Source organism: Natrinema sp. LN54 (assembly GCF_052439245.1).
GTDB lineage: Archaea > Halobacteriota > Halobacteria > Halobacteriales > Natrialbaceae > Natrinema > Natrinema versiforme_A.
This window is the reverse complement of sequence record NZ_JBQVRP010000001.1, coordinates 802,118-822,520: the sequence shown is the minus strand read 5'-3', so window position 1 is coordinate 822,520 and position 20,403 is coordinate 802,118. Positions and strand designations below refer to the sequence as shown.

Below are 20,403 nucleotides of genomic sequence, written 5' to 3'. Positions count from 1 at the left end.
GCCCGGCGAGTTCCGGTATGAGAGTTACCACACAGCAGGTCGTAGGTGGTGTATGCTCGTCCAGCTCCGCCAGTACAAGCACGAGGAGGTCCAGTTCGACGACAACAGGACGACCGGCGAGTCCCAGACCGAAGACACGGTCAACCCGGAGGCGGAGGACTACTTCGGGGAAGAGATGGACGATCTCGACGTCGAGACGTGGGACACCGTCGAGCACGAGGACGATCCGATCCAGCGCCGCTCGCTCACGATCGACGGCGTCACCGCCGTCTCGGTCCCGCGGGAGCCGACCGACGAGGACGATCCGGATCTCCCCGGACAGACGCTTCAGTTGCGCATGGGCGGCGGGATCGAAAACATCGCACAGGCCGAAATCGTCGAGGTACAGGACCTCGAGGTCGAGGAAGAGGCGGCCGAGGGCAAGGCGTCGCAGGACGGCGAATCCTACGGCAAGGAATCGATGGACGACGAGCCGTAGGGCGTCCGCTCGAGGCGGCGTCCCTTTTTGGACGAACGTCGACTCGAGGAGGCGGTCGTCGAGGGAACCCGAACCGGCGGGGGATGACAACCTCTGTCGGAGTCGATGCAGTCCCGAAATCGTTTTCAAGCGGTCGCGCGCACACTCGGTATGCCGACGGAATCGGACACTCATTATGACCCCTCGCTGGGGAACAAGTTCATCTTCGTCACCGGCGGCGTCATGTCGGGACTCGGCAAGGGGATTACGGCCGCGAGCACCGGCCGACTCCTCAAAAACGCCGGGTTCGACGTCACCGCGGTGAAGATCGATCCGTACCTGAACGTCGACGCGGGGACGATGAACCCCTACCAGCACGGGGAGGTGTACGTCCTCGAGGACGGCGGCGAGGTCGACCTCGATCTCGGGAACTACGAGCGGTTCCTCGATATCGACATGACCTCGGACCACAACATCACCACGGGGAAGACCTACCAGCACGTCATCGAGAAGGAGCGTGCGGGCGACTATCTGGGCAAGACGGTCCAGATCATCCCCCACATCACCGACGACATCAAACGGCGCATTCGCGAGGCCGCCGAAGGCACCGATGTCTGTATCATCGAAGTCGGCGGCACCGTCGGGGACATCGAGGGGATGCCCTACCTCGAAGCCCTGCGCCAGTTCGCCCACGAGGAACCCGAGGAGAACGTCCTCTTTACCCACGTCACCCTCGTTCCCTATTCGAAAAACGGCGAGCAGAAGACCAAGCCGACCCAGCACTCGGTCAAGGAGGTCCGCTCGATCGGCCTCCAGCCCGACGTGATCGTCGGCCGCTGCGAGGACCGACTCGACCCCGAAACCAAAGAGAAGATCGCGCTGTTCTGTGACATTCCCACCGAAGCGGTGTTCTCGAATCCCGACGTCGAGGACGTCTATCACGTCCCGCTGATGGTCGAAGACGAGGGGCTCGACCAGTACGTCCTCGAGCGCTTCGGCCTCGCCGACGAGGCGCTGCCGCCCGAGGAACGAACCAACGACTGGCGCGAGATCGTCACCACCGAGAAAGACGGCGAGATCGACATCGCGCTGGTCGGTAAGTACGACTTGGAGGACGCGTACATGTCGATCCACGAGTCGCTGAAACACGCCGGCTTCGAGGCCGGCAGCGACGTGAACGTCCACTGGGTGGCCGCCGACGAACTGAGCGACGGCTACGACGGCCAACTCGAGGGCATGGACGGGGTCATCGTCCCCGGCGGTTTCGGCATGCGCGGCTCCGAAGGGAAGATCCGGGCAGTCCAGTACGCCCGCGAGAACGACGTTCCCTTCCTCGGGCTCTGTCTGGGCTTCCAGATGGCCGTCGTCGAGTACGCCCGGAACGTGCTCGGTCTCGAGGGCGCACACTCCGCCGAGATGGAAGAGGACACGCCGCACCCGGTCATCGACATCCTGCCCGAACAGTACGAGGTCGAGGACATGGGCGGCACGATGCGCCTCGGCGAGCACACGACCGTGATCGAACCCGAGACGCTGGCCTACGAGCTCTACGGTGACACGTCCTGTTCCGAGCGCCACCGCCACCGCTACGAGGTCAACCCCGAGTACTTCGACCAGTTCGAAGACGAGCCGCTCGTCTTCTCCGGGACCGCGGGCAACCGGATGGAGATCCTCGAACTCGAGGATCATCCCTTCTTCGTCGGGACGCAGTTCCATCCCGAGTACACGTCCCGACCCGGACAGCCGAGTCCGCCGTTCCTCGGATTGGTCGAGGCCGTCCTCGAGCGGACCGAAACCGGAACCGAGACCGACGGCGAGGCCGCGGATACCGACGCCGACGCAGAAACCGAGGTAACCCACTGATGGTAGACACCGAGACGTTCGTCCCAGACGCAGTCGCAGAGATCGACGAGGAAATCGACGACGCAAACGCCGTCATCGCCCTCTCGGGCGGTGTCGACTCTTCCGTCGCCGCCGCGCTGGCCTACGAGGCCATCGGCGACCGCCTCACGCCGGTCTACGTCGACACCGGCCTGATGCGGAAAGGCGAGACCGACCAGATCCGCGAGACCTTCGACTACATGGACTCGCTGCGGATCGTCGACGCGAAAGACCGGTTCCTCGAGGCCCTCGAAGGCGTCACCGACCCCGAGGAGAAGCGGTCGGTCATCGGCGAGCAGTTCATCCGGGAGTTCGAGCGCGAGGCGAAAGACGCGGACGCCGACTTCCTCGTCCAGGGGACGATCTACCCCGACCGCATCGAGAGCGAGGGCGGGATTAAGTCCCACCACAACGTCGGCGGTCTCCCCGAGGTCGTCGACTTCGAAGGAATTGTCGAACCAGTTCGGGACCTCTACAAGGACGAGGTCCGCGAGGTCGCCCGCCACCTCGGCCTCGACGAACTCGTCGCCGAGCGGATGCCGTTCCCCGGTCCCGGCCTCGCCGTGCGGATCATCGGCGAGATCACCGAGGAGAAACTGGCGGTGGCCCGCGAGGCCAACCACGTCGTCGAGGAGGAACTCGAGGAGTACGAGCCGTGGCAGGCGCTCGCGGCCGTCATCGGCAAGGCGACGGGTGTCAAGGGCGACAACCGCGTCCACGGCTGGGTCGTCTCCGTGCGCTCGGTCGAGTCCCGCGACGGGATGACCGCCCGCGCACAGGAGATCGACTGGGAGACCCTCCAGCGGATCCAGTCCCGAATCACGGGTGCCCACGAGAACGTCGCCCGCGTCGTCTACGACGTGACCCACAAACCGCCCGCGACCATCGAGTACGAATGAGCACCACTACGACCGCAGTCGTCGCCGGTTCCGACGAGGACGGCATCGCAGCGGCGCTCGAGGCCGAGGGCGTCGACGTGACCCGGCTCGAGGGCGTCATCTCGCGCCCGCAACTCGAGGAGGCGGGCGTCGTCGCCGCCGACCTGTACGTGCTGACCGATATCGGACAGGCGACGACGATCCCGATCGTCTGCGACCTGAACGAGGACGTCCGGACCGTCGTCTACGCCCGGCGGACCGTCCCCGAGTTCGTCAAGGGACAACTCGACATCGCGATCGACCCGCAGCTGATGGACGCGAGCGTCGTCGCCGACGAACTCGTCGCGTGATGCTAACGGCTCGCTGACTGCGACAGTTGTCGGTTTCCGGTGTCGAGTTCCGACCTGGATTCGACTATTTATTGCGCACATTGATAGCTGATGGCAATGGGGGCGGTATGAACTTTCTCGAGCGGCATTTCGGCGGAATAAATTCGGATTGAATCCGGCGGAATTCGGCGTAAGAGCGGTATACCATCACCCTCGTTCAAGTGGCAGCCGCCGCTACGTGGCAATGGAGGTCGACGGGCAGACCCCACCGATGGCACCCACCCCACCACCTGCACCCGCGACTTCCAGCAACCCCACCACAGCACCCTTCCCACCACTGCCAACCGATTCTCGCTGACGCGGGCCCACCCCCACCGGCTCGCGTCGCACCCTGCGATTCTGGCATCGGGGCGCGGCGGTTTCCGCCGCGTCCCGGGGATGACCCATCCCCTTTTGACGCGTCGCGACGGCTGGTAGCCGTAGCTCGGCACTTCGCGACCGACGGATTCGTTCTCGATAGTATCTCGGCGCGGAGTCGGCTACGGCGCGAACCGGTCCAGAACCGGGATCTCCTCGAGTCGCTCCTCGTCGAGCAGGTCCCAGTCGATGCCGGCCGGCTGCTCGTTCCCCTCGGGTCGCACTGTCCGCTCGGGCGTGACCACCAGGTCCATCGCGACGTCGTGGGCCCCGATCGCGACGGCGTCGTCGATCACCTGCCGTTCGTGGACCGTCGTCGCGACCGGCGTCGACTCGTCGACGAGCCCGAGTTCCCTGAGCACGGCGTACTCGAGGTCGCTGTAGCCCTCGCCCTTGCCGATCCGCCCGCCGTCTTCGGTGACCGCAACGCTGCCGGAAACGATCAGATCGACGCGATCGATCTCGTCCGGCCCGACCTGCTCGCCGTATTTCGAGGAGCCGGACACGGTCGTCGCGTCGTCGTAGTCCTCGAGTTCGTCGGGGTCGAGTTTCAGGAAACACTTCTCGTCCCGGAGCCGCGGGACGGCCATGTAGACCGTCTTGCCCTCGCGCAGTGCGCGCCGCCTGACCGGCAACTGCGGCGCGTCGGGATTGGCCTTGATCGTCGTCGCGTCCGTCCACGCCGGCTGCTCGGCCAGCCGATCGGCTGCCTCGCTCGCCCCCGCGAAATTGGGGATCCGGCCGTGGGGCGGGAACGGAAACCGGGCCTCGCCGCTCTCCTCTAGATCGTCCCAGACGCGCTCGCGGATCGATTCCTTCTCGACGCGATCGGCGCCGTCGCCGTCCCCCTCACTGTCGCCGCTTCCATCGGCGGAGCCCACGTCAGGCACCTCCGTCGGCCGCGTCGGCTTCGGTCGGGTCGCCGTTCGCCGTCTCTCCCGCTTCGTCGTCCGGTTCATCCTCGGTTGCGAGGTCGATGATCAACGGTGCTTCGGGGAGGATGATCTCCCCGAGCGCGAGCCGGACCGCGTCGGCGTGGCCGGGCAGACAGAAGACCGGCGTGCCGTCGGCGACGCCGGCGAGCGTACGCGCGGCGACGACTTTCGTCCCCACTTCCTCGTAGGCCAGCGCGGTGAACAGTTCGCCGAAGGCACTCAGTTCCTTCTCTAACAGCGGTTCGACGGCCTCGACGGTGATATCGCTCGGCTCGACGCTGGTCGCGCCGGCGGTGATCACGATATCGACGTCGTCCCGGTCGATCAGTCGCGAGACGATCGACTGGACCTTGTCGTGATCCGCGCCGACGTGTTCTCGCACCGTGATCTCGTCCCCGCTCTCCTCGAGCACCTCGGTGAGCACTTCGCCGGCCGCGTCGGTCTCGAGCGAGTTGCTCGAGGAGATCGTGACGACGCCGGTACAGAGCGTTCCGTCGCCCCCGTCGGCCCCGTCAGCGTCGCTGGCGTCCGTCTCGTTCATACGTCGTCTTCGAAAGCCGGCGGGTAAAAGCTACGCACGCGTCACGCCCCGGGACCCGGGCTCGGCCCCGGCCCCGGATCCCGGTCGCGGCCCGGGCTCGAGTCGGCGTCGTGCATCGGGTCCGAATCCGGCGACTCGGTCTCGAGGCCATCGATGAGCGACTCGAGGGTCTCGATGTGGTCCTCGAACAGTCGCTCGCCGCGCTCGGTGAGCCGGTAGGTCGTCCGGGCCGTTCCGTCGACGAGTTCCGTATCGACGGCGACGCAGTCCGCGTCTTTCATGCGATCGATGTGGCTGGCGAGGTTCCCTTCGGTGACCTCGAGCGCCGCGGTGAGGTCGGTAAATCCCGTCTCGCCGTTGGCGTAGAGGTGCGCGAAGATACGAAGTCGCGTGGGCTGGTGAACGAGTTTGTCGAATTCCATCTTAATAGCGTGAGAGGACGGCGTAGGTTCCAATGTGGTGCAGTGCGATCCCGGCTCCGAGAGCGGCGTACTCCCAGCCCTCGAGGTGGGGGACGTACGGAATCGCCGCGGAGAGGGCCATGATCCACGCGCCGCCGCCGATGAACGCGTACCGATCGACGGCCCTGATATCGTACGCGGCGAGCAACTGGCCCATGAGGACGTAGCCGACGCCGACGACGGCCCCGGCCGAGACGAGCGCCAGACGGACCGCGTTCGTCGCGTCGAGCGCGTCGAACACCGGGCGGAGTCCGACGATCAGAACGCCGAGACCGGCCAGTACGGCGAGGAACCAGTGCTGCTGGCTCGGCAGCCCCGTGGTCGGCGGTTCGTAGCTCGACTTGAAGCGTCGCTTCGCGAGTTCACAGCAGCCGATCACGCCGGCGAACGCGACGGCGATCCACGGCCGGAACCCCTCGCGGAGCCAGAACTGGACGACGGCGAAGACGATCCCGGTACAGATCCCCTCGACGATCCAGAACCGCCACCAGTAGGGATGCTCCGACGCGAGCCCCATCGCTCCCTTGATCTCCTCGAGGTCGGTCCGGAGCGCGTCCGCGTCGACGTCCTCGGATAGCTCTCGGCTCATCGTGGATCGGCGGCGGTCGTTGTCGACTCACCGTTCGTGTAGTACGTAAAGAGGTCGGTGTAGGTCGGGTCGACGATCTCGAGGGCTGCCTGATCGATCCCCGCAGCGTCCGCGATCGCGTCGCGAATCGATCCGCTGTCCGCAGTGGCTTCTTCGTACCGCTGTGGGACGAAGCCGCGAACGTTCCCGGCCACCGCGAACGGGGCTCCGTCGACGGCGTCCGCGAGGGCGCTCGCGTTCGACGCGCTCGTCTCGAGGACGGGCGGGACCGACGCCAACAGTTCGTCGGGCGGTCCCGTCGCGACGATCCGGCCGTCGGCGAGGAAGGCGATCCGATCGGCGATGTCCGCGTTCATCGGCCGGTGGCTGGCGACGACGATCGTCTTCCCCGCGTCGCGTTTCTCGCGAAACAGTTCGTGGATCGTCGGGATCGTCGCGAGATCCAGCGCCGCGGTCGGCTCGTCGAACAGGTACAGCGGCGCGTCGATACTGGCGGCGATCGCGAACTCGAGTTTCCGGACCATCCCGCCCGAGTAGTCCGCGACGGATTTCTCGAGGTCGTCGGCGATCCCCAGCCGCTCGACGTGGTCGCGCCACTCGTCGGTGAACTGCGGGTGCAGCCGGCGGTAGAAGTCGACGTTCTCGCGGCCGGTGAGATCCTCGAGTGCGAGCGCGTCCTGCAGGAGGAAACTCGTCGTGTCCGAGCGGGCCGTCGCCGGTTCGCCGAACACCTCGACGCTGCCCGCGGACGGCGTTTGGCTGCCGGCGAGACAGGAGAGCAACACCGACTTCCCGACGCCGTTTGGCCCCATCAGGACGAGGAGTTCGCCGTCCTCGACCGTGAGATCGACGCCCTCGAGGACGCCCGCTTCGCCGAAGGACTTGCTGACACCGCTGACGGTCGCGACCGGATCGCTCACGGCAGCCACCCCTGATCGTAGAGCGTTCGGTTCACGAGCATCGTTCCGGCGACGATCGCGAGAACGGTGTACGCGGCGAGCAGTGCGAGGAACGCCGGCCCGGTCGGCATCGCGGGCGGTGCGACGCCGAGTTCGGTCCAATTCTCGGCCGGGACGAGGTGGGAGACGAGCAGCCGCGTCGGGAGCGTGTTCGGGAGGAAGTTCAGTACCGGCCCGTCGATCGGCGACTGTGCCGGAACGGTCCCGTTGAGCCCGGTGAGGACGAACGCTCCGACGGCGACGAGCGTAGTCGTCAGCGACGCGACTCGCTCGTTGCCGGCGACGACGACGAACGGGATCGCGACGACCATCCAGAACAGACAGGTCAACGCGCCGGCAGCGAGGGCGATCGGCACCGATTCGGGGCCGCGGAGCCCGTAGGACGCGCCGGTCGCCAGTCCGGCGGCGATCGTCGCGGCGAACGCGCCCCCCGCGAGGACGAGCCCGGCGGCCATTCGGCCGGCCAGTTCGGCCGACGGGGCGATCGGCATCGAGCGATAGGCCACGTAGCGTCGGTCCTCGAGGTCGGTCGCGAGCTGATTGCCGAACAGATACAGACAGACGAACATCGATCCGAGAACGCCGGTCCCGATGGAGACGCTCGCATTAGCCACCGGCGACATCTCCGCTCCCTGCGTCGCCTGAAGCAAATACATGATCGCTGGGAACGCGATCACCCACGTCAGCATGAGCCAACTATTCCGGACCTCCCGGAGGCTCCGGCGAGCGAACGCACCGGCCTGCTCGAGCCAGACGCGCCGACCCCCGGTCGATCTCCGTTTGGTGCCGCGCGTCTCCCGCGTATCGATTGCCATCGTCTCGCGTCGTCCCGACGGCGGCCTGACAGATAATCCTTTGCACCGCAAAGTCACTTTGCAGTATAAAGTGAGGTTCCCGCCGGCCGTCACATGCTGGTAGCCCAACTGTTATGGACGCCGTTTCCGTTGGCTCGGTATATGCAGGCAGTCCAATTCGCGGAGCACGGCGACACGGACGTCATCGAGTACGGCGAGTACCCCGACCCCGAGGTCGGCCGGGACGAGGTCTTGGTCGACATCAAGGCGGCCGCGCTCAACCACCTCGATATCTGGACGCGCCGCGGGATGCCGGGGATCGACCTCGAGATGCCCCACGTGCCGGGCAGCGACGCGGCCGGCGTCGTCGAGGAGGTCGGCGAGGACGTGACCCGTTTCGAACCGGGTGATCGCGTCGCGCTCTCGGCCGGCGTCGGCGACCTGCGGATGGACGATCCGACCCTCGATCCGAAGTTCCATATCATCGGCGAGCACGTCCAGGGCGTCCACTCCGAGTACGCCGCCGTCCCCGAGGACAACCTGCTTCCCGTCCCCGAGGGCGTCGACTGGTCGGTCGCCGGCTCCAGTTGCCTCGTGTTCCAGACCGCCTGGCGGATGCTCATCGAACGCGCCGACCTCGAGGCCGGCGAGTCGGTGCTCGTCCTGGGGGCAAGCGGCGGGGTCGGCCACGCCGCCTTACAAATCGCCGACTACGCGGGCGCAGAGGTGTACGCGACGGGGAGCACGGAGGAGAAACTCGAGTACGCCGAGGAACACGGCGCGGACCACGTCTGTAACTACGAGGAGGAGGACTTCGCGGACTGGGTCTTGGAGGAGACCGACGGCCGCGGGGTCGACGTCGTCGTCGAGCACGTCGGCGCGCCGACGTGGCGGAACTCGCTGAAGAGCCTGACCAAGGGCGGGCGGCTCGTGACCTGTGGCGGCACCGGCGGCGGCAACCCCGAGACGGACATTCCCCGCATCTTCTGGGAACAGCTCACGATCATCGGGTCGACGATGGCCACGCCAGATCAGGTCGACGACGTGATGGAACTCGTCTGGGACGGTACCTTCGAGCCCGCGATCCGCGAGGAGCTGCCGATGAGCGAGACGGCACGCGCTCACGAGATCATCGAGAACCGCGACGGATTCGGCAAGGTCGTCGTCCGCCCGGACAGCGAACTCTAGGCCGACGACCGAGACGGTCGCCACGCCTTCGGCTCGAAACTGTCAGGGGAGGCAACCGTGAGGGCTTTCACGACGCGCTCGAAACCCCCAGTAGTGACCTCGAGCGACGACGGCGGTTACGTCCACGATCCAGCGACGTTCGACGCCGACGCGGACGGCGAAGGGGGAGCCGACGGGCCGGCGGCGGCCGGCCCCGACGAGGAACCGGCCCACCCGTCGACGGCCGACCGCGAGTTCGACTGGCGCGGCTGGACCCTCGTCGGCGTGCTGATCGTCGCGTTTCTCGTCGCTCCGACCGCGATCTACCTCGTCCCGCCGGGCGCAGAGGGGTATCGCTTTGCGCTGCTAATTTTGCCGCTCGCACCCGCCGTCTTGCTCGCGATTACGGCCGTCTGGGCGACGACGCGGCCCTGAAGACGAGTCTCTGCGGCGCTTCCTACTCTCTCGTCGATCGGCGCGAAAAGAAATCGCTTCGTTACGCTTGCGCGTCCGCTTCGCAGACGTCCTCGAGCAGGTCGAGGACGGCCGATCCGTCGTCGACATCCCGGGCGGGCGTCTCCTCCCGGTCGACGTACGCGGCGAGCTCGGTATAGATTCGATCGGCCTGCGAGCCGGTGAGTCGTTCCGTTCCGTCGCCCGCCTCGAGCGTCTCGATTCCCTCGAGTACCCACTCGGGCGGCGTTCCGTCCGCGTCGAGGGCCTCGTCGAGGCGGTTCGACAGGACGTGGTGGACGACCCATTGTTCGTCTCTGGAGAGCGTGACTTCGTACGTCTCGGTTTCCGGTTGTGAGGAGCTCATTTCGTCAGACGGGACCGGGTTCGTCGGTCCTCACCCATCGCTACGAACAGCGGCATAATAAGCCTTGTTACCGCATGCCATAGTTGCTGGATTCGATCGCCGGTGTCGATCGCACGAATCCGCACGGGACTCGAAGCCGATCGATCGTCCGTGTCGGGGCTGTGGACAGTCAGTCGCTCGATCAAAAGCTACTAACAGAATCGCGACCAGTGAACACACAGAGCGACGCTGATGGACTTCGCGACGTTATCCGGGGAAATCGCGACCGGCCGCATCGGGCACGCGCTCTCGCGGCTCGTTCCCGCGACGCCGATCTGGGAGCGCGAGTGGGACGTCTGCTGTGTCCTCGACGGCTGCCGGCTCGATCTCATGCGCGAGGCCGCCGCGGCCGGCCACGAGACGCTTCCCGACCCCGACTCGGTGGGTTCGCTGTGGTCGGTCGGCTCCCAATCCGCCGAGTGGATGGACCGGACCTTCGCCCCCGAACACCGCGAGGCGATGGCCCGGACCGCCTACGTGACGGGCAACCCCTTCTCCTCGCAGTCCTGCGAGCACATCCTCGTCACCTCCGACGAGGTGCTCCCGCTCACGGCCGACGATTTCGGCGTCTTCCACGAGGCGTGGCGCGAGGAGTGGGTCGACGACGACATCTCGACGATCCCGCCCGAGCCGCTGACCGACGCGGCGATCGCGATCTGGCGCAACCGCGAGGAACTGGGCGTCGACCGCGTGCTGGTCCACTACATGCAGCCCCACGCGCCCTTCCGGTCGCGGCCGGGCTGGTTCTTCGGCTCGGCCGATATCGAGCACTGGGGGCAGTTCACCGACGGGGAGGACGACGACGAGGAGGTCGATCTCGCGGACCTCGAGCCGGCCGAACGCGAGGCCCTCGAGGCGCTGGCGGAGGCCGAAGCCGAGAGCGACGAGGACGAGACGGACTCGATGAACGATCCGTGGATGCGCCTGCGCGACGGCGATCTCTCCTTCGAAGCGGTCTGGGACGCCTACCTGGACAACCTCGAGTGGGTGTTAGACGACCTCGCGCGCCTGCTCGGGAACTGCGACGGGCGGGTCGCGATGACCAGCGACCACGGGAACGGGCTCGGCGAATTCGGCGTCTGGTCGCACCCGCCCGGAACGCCGGTCCCCGCGCTCCGGCGGGTCCCGTGGGCGGTCCGCGACGGACGGGATACCGGAACCTGCGATCCCGCGCTCCCCGAGGAGATCCGCGAGGGACGCGGGGCGGGAGCGGGCGATTCCGACAGCGGTGACGAGATCGAATCGCGCCTCGAGGCGCTGGGCTACCGGTGACGAGCACTCTTCGAGACGCGATCTACGCCCTTCGCAAGGCGCGGCTGGGCCTCGAGCGCCGGCGACTCGATTACGGCGCGGAGACCGACGAGCGAGCCGAGCGGCTGGCCGCGGTGCTCCCGGCATCCGTTTCCGAACTGCGGGACTACGAACGGGAGTACGACGACCTCGAGTGGTTTCACGACAGCTACGCCGACCGCGTCGAAGAGATTCACGAGGCCGGCGTCGCCACTGACACGACCCACTGGCGCGACGGCGCGACCCTCTACGTGGTCTGTCGCGCGCTCGAGGTCGAGACCGCGGTCGAAACCGGCGTGCTGTTCGGCTCGTTCGACGCGCATATTCTGGCTGCGATGGCGGAAAACGGTGGTGGGACGCTGCACGCGGTGGACCTGCCCGGCGGGCCGCCCGGTCCCTTCGAGTACGGCCATCTAATTCCGGATCGCTGTCGCGACCGCTGGCGGCTTCATCGGGGGGACGCGCGTGAGGTGCTGCCGGCCCTGCTCGAGCGCGTCGGGCCGCTCGATCTGTTCTTGCACGATTCGGACCACCGGCTGCCCCACATGCGCTTCGAGTACGAGACGGCGCTGTCGCGGCTCGAGCCCGGCGGGGTCCTCGCGAGTCACGACGTGCGGCTCTCGCGGCTGTTCGATCGATTCACCGACGCGAACGGGCTCCAGTCGTGCGTGGTCTGTGATACGGGGATCGCGCGGCGGCCGCGCTAGCGTTCGTCTCGACTCTCCGTCTGGTCCGCTCGCTCCGCTCGAGCGGTCCTCTCGCCCGCCGCGTCGCCGTGCTCCCCGCGCAGGTCACAGAGGACCGCGAGGCGTTCGGCGCGCTGGATGAGCAGCGCGCGCCCGGCACCCGTCAGCCGGTAGGCGGGGAGTCGGCCGGGCAGTCCCTCGCGCCTCGCGACGAGGTTGCGGGCGACGAGCGCGCGCAGGGTCGGCTCGAGCCGGGCGCGACTGACCGTCGGATACCGGCGCTCGAGCGTCGCGATGATCCCCGCGGGAGACCGCGGGCGGTCGTCGCGCTCACAGCGGGCGACGGCCTCGAGACAGTCCCGTTGGAACCCGGTGAGGTCGACCCACGCGCGCCGGCCGTCGGTTATTGGGTCGTCTGGGGGCGATGCGTCTGCTCGAGCGGGAGGTTCAAGGTCCCGCGAATCGTCGTCGTGCATGGCTTTCGGTGGAGTACGGAAGCCACGCGGGCCGGTGTTCTGGCACCGGGTCCGCATTCTCTCTCGAGGACCAAATCGGGTAGATGTGGGTCCGTTCTGCTTCCGTTGACCCAGACAAAGATCGGATACTACTTAAAATTGATTACGGTACCGTAATTCAGAAATACGGTATCGTATTCACTTGATGACAATAATGGTTCTAGCACGAGTATTAGCATCTAATCGTGTCGATTCGAGAACGACCAAGTTGGATGTCGCGTGAAGATTTCCGTATCCTCGAAGCGTTAGGTGACCCCGAGATTCTCACAATACAATCGCCTGCGATAATCGCTTACAACCTCGATCTGACCCGTCCCCATGTCTCAAATCGTCTTTCTCAGTTCACACAGCATGGTCTCGTAGAAAAAATAGAGGATGGACGATATCAGATATCGGACCGAGGTCGCGCGTATCTTGAAGGCGAACTGGCTGCAGGAGAATTCGAATCCAACAAGAAATTCTCATAAACCACCGTCGATTCCCTGCTTATGAATTCGCTCGAGTCATCCAAGATCTCTCACTCTTCAGCCAAATCTGCTGAATGGTGAACACGGCCCTAAAGTCCTGGTTTTGACTCATTGAACGGTTCGTTTCGGACCAAATCGACAGAACGTATCGGTCCCTCGGAGAGGAATGGCGGATTCAGTGTGGACCGGTCTGGGATATGGACACGTCGAGACGCGGTTTGTGTGCATATTCCCAATGTGGATCCTATTGACGTGTAATCCTATATGGAAGCATCCGAAATGACCATGATAAAAGCATGGGAACAGTCAAAAAATATATAAATATTATACATCTATTTGAATATTTTAACTCCTGAATTATCAGGCTTCGTCTTGTATACTCTGTGGTCGATATTACTTGTGTCAACATTTTCAGGATGAATAGCGTACACTGTCGGTCCTAAAGAAGACATACCTGCTGCGTACCCTTTCTCTTCCATGTTTTTTATAATACGTTCTGAAGTAGGTTGCAGACTAATTTCTCTTCGTTTGAATCCCCATCTTTGAATTTTTTTGGTAGAGTCCCTAAAGGCGTTAAAATCACCCTCTAAAATTGAGGGTAGGAGTTTCATCAGGATTATTCGAGCTACCTTTTCTACTTCTTTTTCCGGGATGGGACAAAATTCATCGAAAATCGACACCTCCTTGGAACCATGTGCCCCTTCACCTTTTGGTAGAATTAAAGCGATCTCCCAATCTGGGAAGTCCAATCGAGAAGTAACTGGCGGTGGAGAAGCAGGTGAGTTTGACGATGGGAGAAAGTTGCCTTTCTCCTCTGATGAATGTCCACCATCTAGGATAAATCCTCCTCCTTCAAATGCAGCTGTTCCTATGCCAGATGTCCCTCCTCGGCCAGTTATCTTCGCAATAGTATTAATAGAGAGCTCTGCATCATTTAGCTCCGAAACTGCGATTCCACCTGCAATAGCAGCTTGTGTACCAGAACCCAGACCAACGTGTTGGGGGATCGCTTCTTCTATCTCGATGGAAACAGGACTTCCATTAAGATATTTTTGTACAGCCTTTGCTCCTTCTTTGATTCGATTCGATAGTGGTCCATTAACACAAAAGTTCCTTGATTTGTTCACATTTAGCGTAATAGAAGGACTATTCAGTGCTAATCCTATTCCACCATCGATACGCCCTAATTCACCGTTCATATCTATCAGACCAAAATGTAGACGGCTTACCGTTTCTATTTTCATTTTGTATCCTCATAATCTGTTGCTCAAGATTTAAGTGTTCAGGGAATAATTGTTGTCAGAGACAGCGACTGCGGTGTCCTATAACTCATCCAGCATGAATGAGAACATTCCTATTCTATTTGTTACGACAAGCAAACGAAAGTACGACCATTTAGCTTATTTGGGAGAACGAGAGGATATCGACGTATATCATGTCCCAAAGGAATATGAAGAACTTCAACGAGATAATCTCGATCATCTCCTATTTGATGCGATACAAAGAGAAGAGCTCGATCAAATCCGTGATTCGTTTTTCCTTATTGAACAAACATCAGTCTTCTTTGATGCATATGATGATGATCAGGGATATCCTGGGCAGTTCTTTAAAAGGTGGTGGAAGAACAATTCTGAAGCAAAACTGAAATCAGAACTTAGTAAGGAACGTGGTGTCCGCATTGAATCAGGTCTCGCTCTGAATATTCCTCAACATGACCCTCTCATATTCATAAATGAACAGACAGGTCGTGTGAGTTTTGATGGAGAAATACGTGATGGGAATGAAGAATATTCTTGGTTGAGCGCCGAGGATTTCAATCTATATTTCATCCCAGATGGAGCTACCAAGGTCTATAATGAAATGACAGTTGAAGAATCGCTCCAGTATGACTTCCGAAAGCCCAATCTTGACAGAATATGTCCTCGGATTAAGGAATATAGTTCCATTTTGAATGCCGAAATATCAATGGAATATTTGAAAGAAGAAGCCGAAAAACATGGTACCGTAGATAAGGATAAATCGTCCCGCCAATCACGCCTTGATTTCGACTATAATACATGATCCTTTGTATAGTCGGTCCAACGTGTGCTGGAAAGACTACCTCATCTAAGTATATTTCTTCTAATAAGGATATAGAGTACGTAGAGGCTAGTGACTACGTAAGGCAGTATTTTTCTGACATGGATGATAGAGAAAAATCACGTGACCGATCAAATGAAGAAGAAGGGCTGACTGAGCTTGTATCTGATAAATTTGAAGAAAGGGGAAAGGCCTTTTTTGCGAAAATGGTCTGGGAAGACATCAGAGACGTGAATTCGGACCAAATACTCATTTCCGGATTCAGAACAGTAGAAGAAGTTGAATACATACGGTCGGTGAATAGTAGCGTGATATGTGTAGGAATTCACTCAGATAGTAGAACACGGTATCAGAGGTACCTAGAAAGAGAGGAAGAAAGCAAGAAGACCTATAAAGAATTCATCCAAAAGGATTTTATTGAATATGAATTTGGGATTGCTGGACTCCTTTCAAGTAAGTGTGATTTCATAATTATGAATGATGGTCCTATGGAACATCTTTATGAAGAAGTCGATGGGAAGATAATTGCCCCGTATATAGAATAGCGGTTAGAACGATTCTATTACATTAATATGCGCATCTGGAACGTCTAATATTCGGTATATTACATCATCTATTTTGTCCCAATCTTTCTGAGAGACTAGTCTTATCATCTCGTCTCTTTGTTCGGCAGTATATATACTAGGGTCAATTACAGGGATCTGTTTTAGGTCCCGTTTCATTTGTCGCCAGTAGCCTGTGCGAATCTCCGGCATAGAGGATTTAAGCAAATATCGGAACACGGATGAATTTAGATAGCCGATCAGAAGCTCTAGATCTCCCTCATAATATATCGAGTAACAGGTGTTATGAGAAATGGATCCCTCAACAATAGCAAAACGATTATCAGAGGTTACATCTGGTGTGATAATTCGTCTCTTGGTTTCTTGATTATAATCAATCGTATCGTGAGTTTCGTACCACCGCTTATTTCGTTCTCGCACACAGTATCTGTCTTCCAATTTACTCTTATATTTTGATAGATAGCTCTTTGTTTTCGGATATTCGCTGATATTTACGACAGATTTATCATGTCGATAGGGATTAATTATATAAGAATCGTCCCAAGAGGTACTTCCTTTTTGCACATCACGTCCGCGAATGACTGGTACTAAGATATCATCTTCCAGTTTATTCGCTGTCTGTTTATTTATTATAAATACATCATCAGCTGCTGTTGCTATCCCTGCGCGAATGTCAATTGGAAGCTTATCAAACCTAATTAACTTGTCTTCGAGGGCGGATTTTACCTTCTTGATCTCTGGTTTCTGTAAATCCCACGCGCTTTGATCAAGATCCGATTGATTATATTCTACGCAATCCATACCATTGTCAAAATGCACCAAATCTTGGTCAAATACACTAATTTCCGAAAGGTCATCAGTTTCGGCCGTGCAGTAGTAGAAGGAGTTATCAACCTGATAACGAGGGAATGATTTATCTTCCTTTTCAAAAATAGTTATTACTGGATAAGCATCAACTTTCGGAAATGGGTCATCTTCCAAATCAATTAGCGCTTTGATATGGGTGTCAGATAATATTTTGGATCGAAGTGGTTCTCCGTAATCTGCTCGGAAAAAGCGGTCTGGCGTCACAAAGCCGAATTTACCACCGTTATTTAAGAGATCGATCCCACGTTCAAAGAACACCGAATAGAGATCGTATTTGCCTTTGGCAGTTTCATATTCTGACCGGTAAATGTCGTCAATTTCAGGCTTAATTTCGCTATTCTTTATATAGGGGGGGTTTCCAACAATAAAATCAAATCCATCAATACCATAGTTAAATGTGGGGAGGAGAGAGTTATCATTATAGAATTTGAGTTCAAGAACAGGATCATTCTGGTCTAGCAACTCTATTTCTTCGATAAGTTCATCAATGACAACCTGTGCAGTCCGCCATATGGCGATAGAATTTAAATCCGACGCATAGACGTTCTCTGTAATCGTATTTACGATAGTCTCTGCGTCCTCTGGATTAGAGGGATCTAGTCCTTTTTCAATTAATCTTGAACGGATCCTTCGAACAATTTCTCTGATAAATGAACCCGTTCCGCAGGATAGATCTATAATAGTTCTATCTTCAATATTAGCTTCCTTATTGAATCCAATATTATCAAGAATAAATGTTACAATTTCAACCGGTGTATAGACATCCCCGACGCCTTTAATCGGATGACCCTGATAACCGTCTAAGTCATCCAATTTCGGAGGATTGTTCTTCACCTCCTCAATAAGGTCTTTAGTCACTTCAAACTTATCTGGGTTCTCGCCAAACTGAAACTCGTTACTCATCTATTTCTCGACTATATTTTTCCCAGTGTTCCTCAAAGTTTCTTTTATAGCCCTCTGCGAGCGACTTATTAACATTCGATAGAAAGGTAGTAGTATTCCTACTTGGTTGTTTGGCAAAGTATGGGCCTGTGAAGACCTTATCATCGACTCTGAAGTAGTTTACGGGTAAGCCTCTATAATATCTTACTTCTAGATTGTCAATATCTCTGCCAATGAATTCTTCTGAAGAATCACGGATTTGTTCCTCAAGATTGGCATAATCAGAATCCGCCTCTCCATACCAGTCACATACTTCTGAGTCAGGGTCAAGAAGCAACAACTTTATTTCTACACCTTGTCTCCCTAACTCTTCTAACTCGTTCCCTAAGTCAGTTTGGAAGCGGCGCAATGAAATTGCTTGTATGTGGAGACACCCAGTACAGTCTAAGAGATAATTTCTATATCTCTCCTTATCAGCTCTACCTTCTTGAATATCTAAGAGGCCCCATTCGTCGACAATACGAACAGCTTCTTCATACCTCTTCTCCTTTCTCATATAAAAGTAATAAACAAATCCAACAAGCCCACTAGCAAGCACTGCAGAACTAATAGAACCTAGTGATGACCAAAGTTGGTTATTCGGATTAAGCACATGTATTACGAATATTACAGATCCAGCGAGAATTAATAGTGCGTTCCCAACTAAATAATTCTTCATCGATTCTGGAATCCTATCTAAAGACACTAACAGGCGATACTAATTTCTACATATTAATTACTTTTGTATTGTATGTTTGATGATTGGTCGCAACTGCTCAATGCTAGCTATGAATAGTTATCATCAAACCATTAAGAATCCCGTATAGGAAGAACAATTGGTTGAGCTGAGTTACTTTCCAAGGTTTTCACTATCTCCTTGAGAAAGGTGTCCTCTTACTTCCGCTGTCGCGGTGCAGGCGGTGTATTTTGATGATGTGGCTTTCGACACACAGGACTTATACGACCGAACCAGTCATTCAGATAGCGGATCAGTAAACAGATCTGCTGCCTCCGACAGCCCCGACAACGCATCGGCAGCCAGCACCGCGGCCCCGCCGGTCCACGTCGGCCGCTCGCCGGGCCAGAACGCCTCGTCCTCGAACTGGTAGCCCGTCCAGAAGACCCCCTCGTCGTCGGTCCACTGGAACAGCCACTCGTAGATCTCACGCGCACGCTCCACCCGCCCCACTGCGGCAAGTGAAACCACGAGTTCGCAGGACTCGGCGACGGTCACCCACGGCTCGTCCGCGACGCAGCGACAGCCCAACCCGTCCTCGAGGAACCGATCCATCCCGTCCTCGAGCCGGTCCCGCGCCGGGTCGCCGGTGATCACGCCACAGAGGACGGGATAGAACCAGTCCATCGCGTAGCGGGACTTGCTCTCCCACGTGCGGTCGAACCGGTCGGGTCGCTCGCGGATCGCCTCGCCGAGTCGGGTGCGGGCCTCGAGCCACCGGTCTCGAGGGGCGTCGCGCTCGAGTTCGGCCGCGATGGCGGCCCCGCAGGCCAGACTCTTGTAGAGCGAGGCACAGCCGGCGATCAGGGCGTCCTCGTAGACTGCGCCGTCCGCGCCGACGGTCCAGTAGATCTCACCGGTCGGGGCCTGCTGGCGACACGCGAATTCGAGGGCGTCCCGAACCGTGGGCCACAGCGACTCGAGAAAGTCCCGGTCGCCGGTACACAGGTAGTGGTGCCAGACGCCGACGGCGACGTAGGCGCTGCGGTGGGTCTCCTTGCGCGGCTCGTCGCCGTCGTGGGCACCCTCCTCGCCGTCGGCGTCGCCGTAGGTCGCCCACAGCGCGCCGTCGTCGTGTTGGGCGTCGGCGATCCAGCGGTACGCGCGCGCGGCGGCCTCGCGGCGGCCGGCGACCGACAGCGCCATCGCGCTCTCGACGTGATCCCACGGGTCCGCCGGCCCGTCGGGGTACCAGAGCACGAGCCCGTCTGATCGCTGGACGCGCTCGATGTAGTCCACCGCGGGCTCGAGCCCCCAGTCCGAAAGCGACGCCCGCGGCGAGCCGTCGCTCACGCCTGCCCCTCCAACTCGAAGTAGTAGACGACGCTCTTGCCCAGCGCGGGATCGAGCGCCCGCTCGAGCAGTCGCACCGGCCGCGGCGACTCGAGCACGTCCCACTCGAGGAAGCGGTCGTAGGCCCGCAGGGGCAGCGGCGGGTCGCCGCGCTCGTCGCGGTCCCACCAGAGACACTTCAGCCACCAGTACGGCGAGTGTAACGCGTGGGCGAAGTGACTATCAACTCGCCGGAACCCGCGCCGTTCGACGGCGGCCCGCAGCTCCTCGCGGTCGAAGATGCGGACGTGACCGCCCTCGACCTCGTGGTACTCGTTGGACAGCGCCCAGCAGACCCGTTCGGGACCCTCCCGCGGGACGCTGACCGCGAGCGTTCCCCCCGGCGCACAGACCCGCCGGAGTTCGTCGATCGCGGACTCGTAGTCGGGGAGGTGCTCTAACACCTCGGTACAGCAGACGACGTCGAACGCGCCGTCCTCGAAGGGGAGTCGGAGCGCGTCTCCCGAGAGAAACGTGACCGGCACGTCCGACTCCGGGGCGATGTACTCCTCGTAGTCTTCTCGGGCCGCTTCCAGATTCGACCGCTCGAGGTCGAGGCCGACGACCTCCGCGACGTTCTCGAGGGCGGCGGCGTGGACGTGTCGGCCTTCACCACAGCCCACGTCGAGGACGCGCATGCCCGGCGTCAGCGTCAGCCGGTCGAAATCGATCGTCTCCAT

The 20,403-nt window shown here is 59.7% G+C and carries 22 protein-coding genes and 1 pseudogene; 10 read left to right on the top strand and 13 right to left on the bottom strand.

The window, feature by feature from the left end:
• Window positions 1-52: 52 nt before the first annotated feature.
• The 4 genes from ACT4ML_RS04115 to ACT4ML_RS04100 all read left to right on the top strand — a co-directional run bounded on the left by ACT4ML_RS04115 (window position 53) and on the right by ACT4ML_RS04100 (window position 3,566).
• Entirely contained in the window at window positions 53-478 is a 426-nt protein-coding gene (locus ACT4ML_RS04115) for a hypothetical protein (RefSeq protein WP_444719714.1), read from the top strand.
• 150 nt (window positions 479-628) lie between these two features.
• Window positions 629-2,320, top strand: coding sequence for a glutamine hydrolyzing CTP synthase (gene pyrG / locus ACT4ML_RS04110; protein ID WP_444719713.1), 1,692 nt, complete (start codon window positions 629-631; stop codon window positions 2,318-2,320).
• Window positions 2,320-3,237 (top strand): glutamine-hydrolyzing GMP synthase, encoded by a 918-nt coding sequence (guaA, locus tag ACT4ML_RS04105; protein ID WP_444719712.1) that lies wholly within the window; start codon window positions 2,320-2,322, stop codon window positions 3,235-3,237. Before pyrG ends, guaA begins: the two co-directional genes overlap by 1 nt.
• A complete protein-coding gene (locus ACT4ML_RS04100; protein ID WP_138243731.1) occupies window positions 3,234-3,566 on the top strand; it encodes a DUF7126 family protein in 333 nt (110 codons plus the stop codon). The genes guaA and ACT4ML_RS04100 overlap by 4 nt, the downstream gene beginning before the upstream one ends.
• Window positions 3,567-4,084: 518 nt before the next feature.
• Here the strand turns inward: ACT4ML_RS04100 and ACT4ML_RS04095 are convergent.
• From ACT4ML_RS04095 to ACT4ML_RS04070, 6 genes and pseudogenes are all read right to left on the bottom strand, one after another.
• Window positions 4,085-4,921 (bottom strand): 5-formyltetrahydrofolate cyclo-ligase, encoded by an 837-nt coding sequence (locus ACT4ML_RS04095; RefSeq protein ID WP_444719711.1) that lies wholly within the window; start codon window positions 4,919-4,921, stop codon window positions 4,085-4,087.
• Window positions 4,845-5,438, bottom strand: a complete 594-nt coding sequence (locus tag ACT4ML_RS04090; protein WP_444719710.1) for a MogA/MoaB family molybdenum cofactor biosynthesis protein — start codon at window positions 5,436-5,438, stop codon at window positions 4,845-4,847. The genes ACT4ML_RS04095 and ACT4ML_RS04090 overlap by 77 nt, the downstream gene beginning before the upstream one ends.
• A gap of 134 nt (window positions 5,439-5,572) precedes the next feature.
• Window positions 5,573-5,860 (bottom strand): annotated as a pseudogene (locus ACT4ML_RS04085) (transcriptional regulator); the annotation flags it as partial.
• A 1-nt stretch (window position 5,861) separates the two neighbouring features.
• Window positions 5,862-6,488, bottom strand: coding sequence for a hypothetical protein (locus tag ACT4ML_RS04080; RefSeq protein ID WP_444719709.1), 627 nt, complete (start codon window positions 6,486-6,488; stop codon window positions 5,862-5,864).
• Entirely contained in the window at window positions 6,485-7,408 is a 924-nt protein-coding gene (locus ACT4ML_RS04075) for an ABC transporter ATP-binding protein (protein ID WP_444719708.1), read from the bottom strand. Before ACT4ML_RS04075 ends, ACT4ML_RS04080 begins: the two co-directional genes overlap by 4 nt.
• The gene (locus tag ACT4ML_RS04070; protein ID WP_444719707.1) at window positions 7,405-8,262 is read right to left on the bottom strand and encodes an ABC transporter permease; all 858 of its coding nucleotides are present in this window, start codon (window positions 8,260-8,262) and stop codon (window positions 7,405-7,407) included. Before ACT4ML_RS04070 ends, ACT4ML_RS04075 begins: the two co-directional genes overlap by 4 nt.
• 141 nt (window positions 8,263-8,403) lie before the next feature.
• Between ACT4ML_RS04070 and ACT4ML_RS04065 the strand changes: the two genes are divergently transcribed.
• Window positions 8,404-9,429, top strand: coding sequence for a zinc-binding dehydrogenase (locus ACT4ML_RS04065; RefSeq protein WP_138243738.1), 1,026 nt, complete (start codon window positions 8,404-8,406; stop codon window positions 9,427-9,429).
• 93 nt (window positions 9,430-9,522) lie between these two features.
• Window positions 9,523-9,843, top strand: coding sequence for a hypothetical protein (locus ACT4ML_RS04060; RefSeq protein ID WP_444719706.1), 321 nt, complete (start codon window positions 9,523-9,525; stop codon window positions 9,841-9,843).
• Between the two features lie 61 nt (window positions 9,844-9,904).
• On the opposite strand, the gene ACT4ML_RS04055 is transcribed toward ACT4ML_RS04060, so the two are convergent.
• Window positions 9,905-10,228 (bottom strand): DUF7853 family protein, encoded by a 324-nt coding sequence (locus ACT4ML_RS04055; protein ID WP_138243740.1) that lies wholly within the window; start codon window positions 10,226-10,228, stop codon window positions 9,905-9,907.
• A 231-nt stretch (window positions 10,229-10,459) separates the two neighbouring features.
• Between ACT4ML_RS04055 and ACT4ML_RS04050 the strand changes: the two genes are divergently transcribed.
• Window positions 10,460-11,539, top strand: a complete 1,080-nt coding sequence (locus tag ACT4ML_RS04050; RefSeq protein WP_444719705.1) for a hypothetical protein — start codon at window positions 10,460-10,462, stop codon at window positions 11,537-11,539.
• Window positions 11,536-12,264: a class I SAM-dependent methyltransferase gene (locus ACT4ML_RS04045; protein WP_444719704.1), complete on the top strand. Its 729-nt coding sequence runs from the start codon at window positions 11,536-11,538 to the stop codon at window positions 12,262-12,264. The genes ACT4ML_RS04050 and ACT4ML_RS04045 overlap by 4 nt, the downstream gene beginning before the upstream one ends.
• On the opposite strand, the gene ACT4ML_RS04040 is transcribed toward ACT4ML_RS04045, so the two are convergent.
• Window positions 12,261-12,719: a PadR family transcriptional regulator gene (locus ACT4ML_RS04040; protein ID WP_444719703.1), complete on the bottom strand. Its 459-nt coding sequence runs from the start codon at window positions 12,717-12,719 to the stop codon at window positions 12,261-12,263. The two genes, ACT4ML_RS04045 and ACT4ML_RS04040, sit on opposite strands and share 4 nt — an antisense overlap.
• A gap of 838 nt (window positions 12,720-13,557) precedes the next feature.
• On the bottom strand, window positions 13,558-14,469 hold the full coding sequence (locus ACT4ML_RS04035) for a beta-ribofuranosylaminobenzene 5'-phosphate synthase (RefSeq protein WP_444719702.1): 912 nt from the start codon (window positions 14,467-14,469) through the stop codon (window positions 13,558-13,560).
• A gap of 94 nt (window positions 14,470-14,563) precedes the next feature.
• Between ACT4ML_RS04035 and ACT4ML_RS04030 the strand changes: the two genes are divergently transcribed.
• On the top strand, window positions 14,564-15,286 hold the full coding sequence (locus tag ACT4ML_RS04030; RefSeq protein ID WP_444719701.1) for a non-canonical purine NTP pyrophosphatase: 723 nt from the start codon (window positions 14,564-14,566) through the stop codon (window positions 15,284-15,286).
• On the top strand, window positions 15,283-15,849 hold the full coding sequence (locus ACT4ML_RS04025) for an AAA family ATPase (RefSeq protein ID WP_444719700.1): 567 nt from the start codon (window positions 15,283-15,285) through the stop codon (window positions 15,847-15,849). Before ACT4ML_RS04030 ends, ACT4ML_RS04025 begins: the two co-directional genes overlap by 4 nt.
• 3 nt (window positions 15,850-15,852) lie before the next feature.
• Here the strand turns inward: ACT4ML_RS04025 and ACT4ML_RS04020 are convergent, their stop codons facing one another.
• The 4 genes from ACT4ML_RS04020 to ACT4ML_RS04005 all read right to left on the bottom strand — a co-directional run bounded on the left by ACT4ML_RS04020 (window position 15,853) and on the right by ACT4ML_RS04005 (window position 20,403).
• Window positions 15,853-17,637 carry an Eco57I restriction-modification methylase domain-containing protein gene (locus ACT4ML_RS04020; RefSeq protein WP_444719699.1) on the bottom strand — a complete coding sequence of 595 codons (1,785 nt, stop codon included), beginning with the start codon at window positions 17,635-17,637 and terminating at the stop codon, window positions 15,853-15,855.
• Complete coding sequence (locus tag ACT4ML_RS04015) at window positions 17,630-18,361, bottom strand: hypothetical protein (protein WP_444719698.1); 732 nt, start codon at window positions 18,359-18,361, stop codon at window positions 17,630-17,632. Before ACT4ML_RS04015 ends, ACT4ML_RS04020 begins: the two co-directional genes overlap by 8 nt.
• 267 nt (window positions 18,362-18,628) lie before the next feature.
• Complete coding sequence (locus ACT4ML_RS04010) at window positions 18,629-19,684, bottom strand: prenyltransferase (protein ID WP_444719697.1); 1,056 nt, start codon at window positions 19,682-19,684, stop codon at window positions 18,629-18,631.
• On the bottom strand, window positions 19,681-20,403 hold the full coding sequence (locus ACT4ML_RS04005) for a class I SAM-dependent methyltransferase (RefSeq protein WP_444719696.1): 723 nt from the start codon (window positions 20,401-20,403) through the stop codon (window positions 19,681-19,683). The genes ACT4ML_RS04010 and ACT4ML_RS04005 overlap by 4 nt, the downstream gene beginning before the upstream one ends.